At 67.7% G+C, this 7,105-nt stretch carries 7 protein-coding genes; 2 read left to right on the top strand and 5 right to left on the bottom strand.

Going from position 1 to position 7,105, the window contains the following annotated elements; translation table 11 throughout:
- Positions 1-29 precede the first annotated feature (29 nt).
- A complete protein-coding gene (locus C5O18_RS04880; protein WP_206389729.1) occupies positions 30-668 on the bottom strand; it encodes a TetR/AcrR family transcriptional regulator in 639 nt (212 codons plus the stop codon).
- A gap of 173 nt (positions 669-841) precedes the next feature.
- Entirely contained in the window at positions 842-1,258 is a 417-nt protein-coding gene (locus tag C5O18_RS04875; RefSeq protein ID WP_105191961.1) for a DoxX family protein, read from the bottom strand.
- Between the two features lie 114 nt (positions 1,259-1,372).
- Between C5O18_RS04875 and C5O18_RS04870 the strand changes: the two genes are divergently transcribed.
- The gene (locus C5O18_RS04870; RefSeq protein WP_105191959.1) at positions 1,373-2,281 is read left to right on the top strand and encodes a LysR family transcriptional regulator; all 909 of its coding nucleotides are present in this window, start codon (positions 1,373-1,375) and stop codon (positions 2,279-2,281) included.
- Positions 2,282-2,286: 5 nt separating this feature from the next.
- On the opposite strand, the gene C5O18_RS04865 is transcribed toward C5O18_RS04870, so the two are convergent.
- Complete coding sequence (locus tag C5O18_RS04865; RefSeq protein ID WP_105191957.1) at positions 2,287-3,060, bottom strand: SDR family NAD(P)-dependent oxidoreductase; 774 nt, start codon at positions 3,058-3,060, stop codon at positions 2,287-2,289.
- A gap of 435 nt (positions 3,061-3,495) precedes the next feature.
- On the opposite strand from C5O18_RS04865, the gene C5O18_RS04860 reads away from it, so the two are divergent.
- Entirely contained in the window at positions 3,496-5,310 is a 1,815-nt protein-coding gene (locus tag C5O18_RS04860; protein ID WP_105191955.1) for a DEAD/DEAH box helicase, read from the top strand.
- On the opposite strand, the gene C5O18_RS04855 is transcribed toward C5O18_RS04860, so the two are convergent.
- On the bottom strand, positions 5,213-6,586 hold the full coding sequence (locus C5O18_RS04855) for a WS/DGAT/MGAT family O-acyltransferase (protein ID WP_105191953.1): 1,374 nt from the start codon (positions 6,584-6,586) through the stop codon (positions 5,213-5,215). The genes C5O18_RS04860 and C5O18_RS04855 overlap by 98 nt on opposite strands.
- Positions 6,587-6,706: 120 nt before the next feature.
- Positions 6,707-7,105, bottom strand: a 399-nt coding sequence (locus C5O18_RS10380; protein WP_206389728.1) for a hypothetical protein, incomplete at its 5' end; no start/stop codon positions are given.

Here is a 7,105-nt window from a genome sequence, read left to right as displayed (position 1 = left end):
GGATACCGGGGCCAAGCGTGCCCTCGTCGCTAGCTGGGACGCGACTGCGCCAGCTCCGGCGGCAGCACCTGCTCCAGATAGCCGATGACCGCCAGCGAGGACTGGCGGATGATGTCCTCGCTGATCAGGCCGTGGCGGAAATAGCCGTACTTCATGCAGGCGAAGGCCAGCTCGGTGACGATGGTGCCCGCATCCGGTTCGGCAGGCAGCGCGACCGGCGGCGACAGCGTGGCGAAGACACTGCGCAGCTCGTCGCCGATATTCTCGATGGTGACTTCCTGCGCCAGATAGGCATCGCGGCTCATGGGCCAGCCCAGGATCAGGATGCCGGCCACCGGATGCTCGTTGTAGTAGCGCGACGCCGCCTCCACCAGCAGCGGCACTACCTCGCGCCAGTGACGGCCGGCGAGCGCCTGGCCACCGGCCTTGATTTCGCCCGCCACGCGTGCGAGATGCGACTCGGAAATGGCCGCGAAGAGCTGGTACTTGTTGGCGTAGAACTGATAAAGGCTGGCACGCGGCACACCGGAGGCCTCGGCAATGTCCGGAATCGACACCTCCTCGGGACCGCGCTCGATCAGCAGCTGCTCGGCCGCCGCCATGGCGCGCGCCACCCGGTCCTGGGTTCTGGCCTGGGCGGGTTTGCGGTTTCTGATCGGACTTTCCATGAGATTCTCGGCAGGGCTCGGCGCAGATGGCGACAGATCCCAATGGTGCAGCATGGCCGTCACCGTGGCTAGATCATGACATCAGCCAATGGCATGAAAGTCGCCGAAAACGCGATGTCCGGTCGGCATATGCCAGCGACCGGACATCATCCACGCAGATGGAGGCCTGGCGTTTACTCGCCGTCCACCGAAGGGCGGCCGGCACCGGTGCGCACGAAAGCGAGCAGGCCGCCGGCCAGCGCCAGGTTCTTCGCCAGCATGATCTGCTGGTCCGGGGTGGCGTGGAAAATGAAGCCGGAGATGACGCAGAAGCCGGCCAGGGCGCCGGCGGCGATGCGGGTCTGGAAACCGATCAGCAGCGCGATGCCGCCGCCGAACTCGACCAGAATCACCAGCGGCAGCAGGAACTCCGGCACGCCCATGGAGGTCATGTAGCCGGCGGTGCCGGCGTAGTCGGTGATCTTGCCGTAGCCGGCCATGATGAAGATGAAGGCCATGAGCGCGCGCGCGGCCAGCGCCAGCAGGCTGTTCAGCGCCGGCGTGGCGACCAGCGCAGCGATCCGGTTCTTGACGGTGGTGTTCAGCGACATGTCGGGAAACTCCTGGGTGGGGACGGACACAGGCTAACGCGTCGCCGCGGACTTGCCGAGACAGATCATCGGCATGTACTGTTGCAGCCAAGGCAACAATTGGCACGCCACGACATGAATCTCAACGATCTGCAGGTACTGGTCCGCGTGGTCGAGGACGGCAGCCTGACCGCGGCGGCAGACCGTCTGGGCCTGCCCAAGTCATCGGTCAGCCGCACCCTCGCCCGCCTCGAGGCCGGCCTCGGCGTGCGCCTGCTGCAGCGCACCACGCGCAGCCTGCGTCTGACCGATGCCGGGCGCCAGTTCTACGACCGCATCCGCCGCAACCTGGAAGACATCGAAGACGCCGAGCGCGCGCTCAGCGAATGGCAGAGCAGCCCGCGCGGCCACCTGCGGGTGACCATGCCGGTGGAGCTGGGCATGCGCTTCATGGGCAGCGTGGTCGCCGAGTTCATGCAGAAATATCCGGAGGTCAGCCTCGAAGCCGAGCTCGCCGGCCGCCTGGTGGACCTGGTCGAGGAAGGCGTGGACCTGGGCCTGCGCATCGGCGACTTCAACGACGCCAACCTGATCGGCCGCCGCCTCGGCCAGCTCTGCGGCCGCTTCTACGCCAGCCCGGACTACATCGCCCGCCACGGCATGCCGGCTACGCCGGAGGACCTGGAACAGCACGACTTCGTGCTGTTCCGCCAGCCGCGCGAGAACCACATCATCGTCAGCCACCGCGACGAGGCCGGCGTGCTCCGCGAACGCCGCCTGACGGTGAAGGGCCGGCTGACCTCGAACAACGCCCACCTGCAGATGGACGCGGTCATCGCCGGTCTCGGCATCGGCCTGCTGCCGCGTTTCATGACCGATGCCGCAGTGGCCGAAGGCCGGCTGATTCCCATCCTGCCCGGCGACGCCGTGCGGCTGGGCGACCTCTGGGCCATGACGCCGAGCCGGGCGCACATGTCATCCGCCCTGCGCGCCTTCCTCGACTTCGTGGCCGAGCGGGTGCGCGAGCATCCGTGGTTCGGGTGAAACGCTCAGCCCTTGAAGCCGATGCTGCGCGCCGAGATGTAATTGGCCAGAAAGCGCGGCGACAGGCGCACCGAGAACGCCATCAGCTTGATCAGCCAGCGGTGCACGGAAATGCCGCGCTTCGCCTTCAGCGAGTCGTAGGCGTAGTCGGCCAGGCTGTCCAGGGAGGCCAGCAGCGGCCAGCGGAACGCCGCCGAGCCCTCGGCGTTGGCGGCCGTTGCGAAGCCGGTGTCGGTCGGGCCCGGGCACAGCGTGGTGACACGCACGTTCTTGCCGCGCAGCTCGAAGTCGAGCGCATCGGAGAAGCTCAGCACATAGGCCTTGGAAGCGTAGTAGACCGCCGCGCCGGGACCCGGCATGAAGGCGGCGATCGACGCCACATTGAGGATCTGCCCGCCGCCCTGCGCCGCCATGCGGCGGCCGAAGGCATGCGCCAGCGCGGTCAGCGTGGCGACGTTGAGCTGGATCATCTGGTTCAGGCGCTTGATGTCAGCTTCAATGAAGGTACCGAACTCGCCGAAGCCGGCGTTGTTGATGAGCATGTCGACACGGCGGTCGCCGAGCTTGTCGACCAGCTCCTGCGCCGCGCCCTCGTAGCCGAGGTCCTGGCCGATGACCTCGGCGCGGATGCCGTGGCGCCCGCCCAGCTCATCGGCCAGCGCCTGCAGCTTGTCGACGCTGCGCGCCACCAGGATGACATCGTGGCCGTCCGCCGCCAGCCGCCTGGCCAGCTCCAGACCGATACCGTTGGAAGCGCCCGTGATCAGTGCCGTGCTCATGTTCCTTCTCCGCTCTTTGTTGTCGTGACCGGATAAAGCCGGCCTGCGTGTGTGCGTCGAATCGCGGCGGTACTGCCCGGCCCGCTTCCATTCGTCAAAACTGGTACTATAGTTCCACTAAAGCAAAAAACAGGCAATGACCACTCGTCGGAAACTCGCGATCACGGCCGCGACACATCCGCCGGCCACCGCCCGGAACGCCCCGGTCAGAAAAAACCCTCGCATTCCCGGCCCGGTATCCGTATAGTGCGCACGCCGCTGCTTGCGGCCTCATCGTGCCCGCCTCTTCTGTGCTGCCAGGTCCCTCGGACCCACATGCAGCCTGCTCTGGTCTGGTTGGCGACGATATTCCGTCAGCCACCGCCGAATCCGTCGTCGGTTAGCTGTTAACCCATATATGCCGCGGGAACTGCCCGCGAGGATAGACTTGTGTCCATGACTTTTGCAGACCTCAAGCTGCATGATGCCCTTTTGGCCGCGCTCAACGAAGCCGGCTACACCGAACCCAGCGCCATTCAGGCCCAGGCCATTCCCGTCGCCCTCGAAGGCCGCGACATCATGGCCTCGGCCCAGACCGGCACCGGCAAGACCGCGGCCTTCCTGCTGCCCGGCCTGCACCGCATGACCCAGACCCCGGGCGGCAAGGGCAAGGGCCCGCGCATCCTGGTGCTGACCCCGACCCGCGAGCTCGCCCGCCAGGTCGAAACCGCTGCCCGCAGCTACGGCGCACGCCTGAAGATCCGCACCGCCAGCATCCTCGGCGGCATGAACTACCAGCAGCAGCAGCGCCTGCTGCAGCGCCCGGTCGACGTCATGGTCGCCACCCCGGGCCGCCTGCTCGACCTCATGAACCGCGGCCAGATCAGCCTCGACCGCGTCGAGCTGCTGGTGCTCGACGAGGCCGACCGCATGCTCGACCTCGGCTTCATCGAGGACGTGGAGCTGATCGCTTCGCGCGCCCCGGCCGAACGCCAGACCCTGCTGTTCTCCGCGACCCTGGAAGACCGCATCGCCAAGCTGGCCGAAAACGTGATGAACAACCCCGAGCGCATCGCGGTCACGCATCAGCAGGCCAAGCACGAGAACATCACCCAGGGCCTGTACTTCTGCGACGACATCGAGCACAAGAAAGCCATCCTGCTCAAGCTGCTGGCCGATCCGGAAGTGAACCAGTCGGTGGTCTTCACCGCCACCCGCGTCGACGCCGAAACGCTGTCGCAGGAACTGGCCAGCTTCAACATCCAGACCGCCGCCCTGCATGGCGACATGAAGCAGCCGGCGCGCAACCGCACGCTGCGCGCGCTCAAGGATGGCCAGGTGCGCTGCCTGGTCGCCACCGACGTCGCCGCCCGCGGCATCGACGTGGTCGGCATCACCCATGTCTTCAACTTCGACCTGCCCATGGTGCTGGAAGACTACGTCCACCGCATCGGCCGCACCGGCCGCGCCGGCCGTGACGGCACCGCCATCAGCCTGGTCAACCGCCGCGATCGCGGCAAGCTGCAGCGTCTGGCCGCCTACACCGGCAACGCCATTCCCGAGCTGATCATGCCGGGCCTGGAACCGCGTCCGGCACCGAAGTACCGTGAAGGCGGCCGTGACGGCGCCCGCAACGGCGGCCAGCGCCGTGATGGCGGCCGCGGCTACGGCGACCGCCAGCGCAGCCCGGGCTTCGGCGAGAACCGCCCGGAAGGCGCGCGCCGCGAGGGTGGCTACCAGGGCAACCGCGACCGCTTCAGCAATGACCGCCCGGCCGGCAACCGCGACCGCTTCGGCGGTGACCGCCCGCGTGGCGAGCGCCCGTCCTACGGTGATCGTCCGGCCTATGGCAGCGACCGCCCGGCCTATGGCGACCGCGCCGCCGCGGCACCGCAGCGCGAACGCGCACCGCGTCCCCAGCGTGATGAAGAGTCGATCGGCAACCGCGCCGGTGTCGCCACCCACGAGCGCTCGGCGTTCGACCGCAAGGCACTGCGCGGCGACCGTCCGGCCTACGGCCGCGGTGGCGCCGGTGCTGGTGGCGATCGCCGTCCGAACAACGACTTCCGCCGTGGCGGCGGCGACCGTTTCGGCGGTGGCGACCGCTTCGTGGTCGACAGCCGGGCATGGACCGATGGCGGCCCGCGCCCGGCACCGCGCAGCACCGATGGCGTCAGCGCAGACCGGCCGCAACCTCGAGTTCTTGAACGCCGTTCTCGATATAGTCGAGCAGGCGCTGCATCGACGGAAGGGTTCGACGGCAAGCAGTAAGACCGAACTCAAGCTGACCGGCATAGCTGGTCAGCGTGATGTTCAGCGCGACCTGATCGACAGGAATCGAGACCGGATACATGCCGGTCAGGCGCGCGCCATTCCAGTACAGCGGCTCCTTCGGACCCGGCACATTGGAAATGATCACGTTGAAAGGCTGCAGGCCGGGCGCCAGCCCGGTCAGCAACTGCACCGCCGCCGGCGCCATCATGAGCGCCGTGTAGTTCAGGATTTCCGCCGGGCTCATGGCCTTGTAGCGGCACTTCGCCTCCTGCACCGACGCCTTCACACGCTCCAGCCGCAACGTCGGATCCGCGACCTCGGTACCGAGGTTGGCCAGGATCATGGCGATCTGGTTGCCTTCCGTACTGTCATCACGACGCAGCGACACCGGCACCATGGCGATCAGCGGCCTGTCGGGCAAGGCCTGCTGGCTGATCAGGTAGTTGCGCAGGGCGCTGCCGCAGACCGCCAGCACGACATCGTTCAGGGTCGCGTGCGACGCCTTGGCGATGGCCTTGAAGCGGTCCGCGCACCAGCTCTGGGCGGCGAAACGGCGTGAGCCGGTGATCTTGCTGTTGAGCAGGCTGGGCGGCGCCTGGAAGAACGACACGAAGTTGGGGTCGCGCTTGGACTTGCGCGCCACCTTGGCGATCTCGCCGAGCACCGCCGGCAGCGTGGCGACCTGCTTGCCGACGCCGCCGGTGAAGCGGGCCAGGCCGGTGGCCACTTCCACCGGGTTGGGCAGGTGCGGGGTCTTGCGCTGACGCGGCGGCATGGCCCAGACCGGCGGCAGGTCGAGCACGTCCGGGCTGTCGGAAAGCGCGCGGCTGCCCATGCGCATGGCGGCGATGCCATCGAACAGCGAATGATGGACCTTGGTGTAGAGCGCGAAACGGCGCCCCTGCACGCCCTCGATCAGGTGCACCTCCCACAGCGGCCGCTCGCGGTCCATGAGATTGCTGTGCGCCGACGACACGTAGGCCAGCAGCTCGCGGATGCGGCCCGGCTTGGGCAGCGCGCGGTGGCGGAAATGGTGATCGAGATCGAACTGCTTGTCGGTTTCCCAGAAGTACTGGCCGAAGCGGCTGACCAGGCGCTGGTTGAACGGCGACTGGGGCTCGTTGAAACTGCGCATGTGCTCGACCAGGTCGCGGATGTAGCGCGGGCCGGCACCTTCGGGATAGCTGAACAGCTGCAGGCCGGCGACATGCATGGGCTGCTGGCGCTTCTCCAGCCAGAGGAACAGCTGGTCGGCAGGTGAAAGTGGTTTCATGCGAGTCTTCCGTGTTTATTGTTCTGTGATCCGGCTGACGCAAGTAACGCGCCAGTCCGACTAGGCTAGCCGCCCGCACACGCTTTGTCAGCCGGATTCGGAGGCCCGCCGGGCGGATCGCTACGGCAGCAGGGCGGCACCGGTATCGCGCAGCAGCACCTGGCCATCCTGCACGATCCGGAGCACGGTGGTTGTCAGCTCCACGTCCCCGAGACCGCCGAGGTTGACGTAGTACGGCCCGGACGGCGTGCCGGCGACATCGGCGATGACCGCGCTCAGCAGCGGCAGGCTGCGGCTGCCTGCCAGGCTGTCGAGCTGAATCTGCAGGCTGGTTTCCGCCAGAGAGGACGGCGGGAAGGACACCAGGCGCAGCTGCCAGGCGCCATTGCGCCACGACGCCTTCAGCCAGCGCCCCTGCTCCGCCGCGGCGACGCGGGCGGCCGCGGTGCCGGCCCGGTAGGCCAGCGCCAGCCGGTAGCCGCGATCCGATGGCCACTCCTTGCTGCAGTAGGACATCAG

Origin of the sequence: Amnimonas aquatica, from assembly GCF_002943415.1 — a bacterium.
Classification (GTDB): Bacteria; Pseudomonadota; Gammaproteobacteria; order Pseudomonadales; family Moraxellaceae; genus Perlucidibaca; species Perlucidibaca aquatica_A.
The sequence above is the reverse complement of the archived record's forward strand: the minus strand, read 5'-3'. Positions and strand labels throughout refer to the sequence as shown.

Coding starts and splice junctions, on each gene's coding strand:
- C5O18_RS04860 (WP_105191955.1), top strand. CDS start 3,496: ATGACTTTTGCAGACCTCAAGCTGCATGATGCCCTTTTGGCCGCGCTC.
- C5O18_RS04870 (WP_105191959.1), top strand. CDS start 1,373: ATGAATCTCAACGATCTGCAGGTACTGGTCCGCGTGGTCGAGGACGGC.
- C5O18_RS04875 (WP_105191961.1), bottom strand. CDS start 1,258: ATGTCGCTGAACACCACCGTCAAGAACCGGATCGCTGCGCTGGTCGCC.
- C5O18_RS04865 (WP_105191957.1), bottom strand. CDS start 3,060: ATGAGCACGGCACTGATCACGGGCGCTTCCAACGGTATCGGTCTGGAG.
- C5O18_RS04880 (WP_206389729.1), bottom strand. CDS start 668: ATGGAAAGTCCGATCAGAAACCGCAAACCCGCCCAGGCCAGAACCCAG.
- C5O18_RS04855 (WP_105191953.1), bottom strand. CDS start 6,586: ATGAAACCACTTTCACCTGCCGACCAGCTGTTCCTCTGGCTGGAGAAG.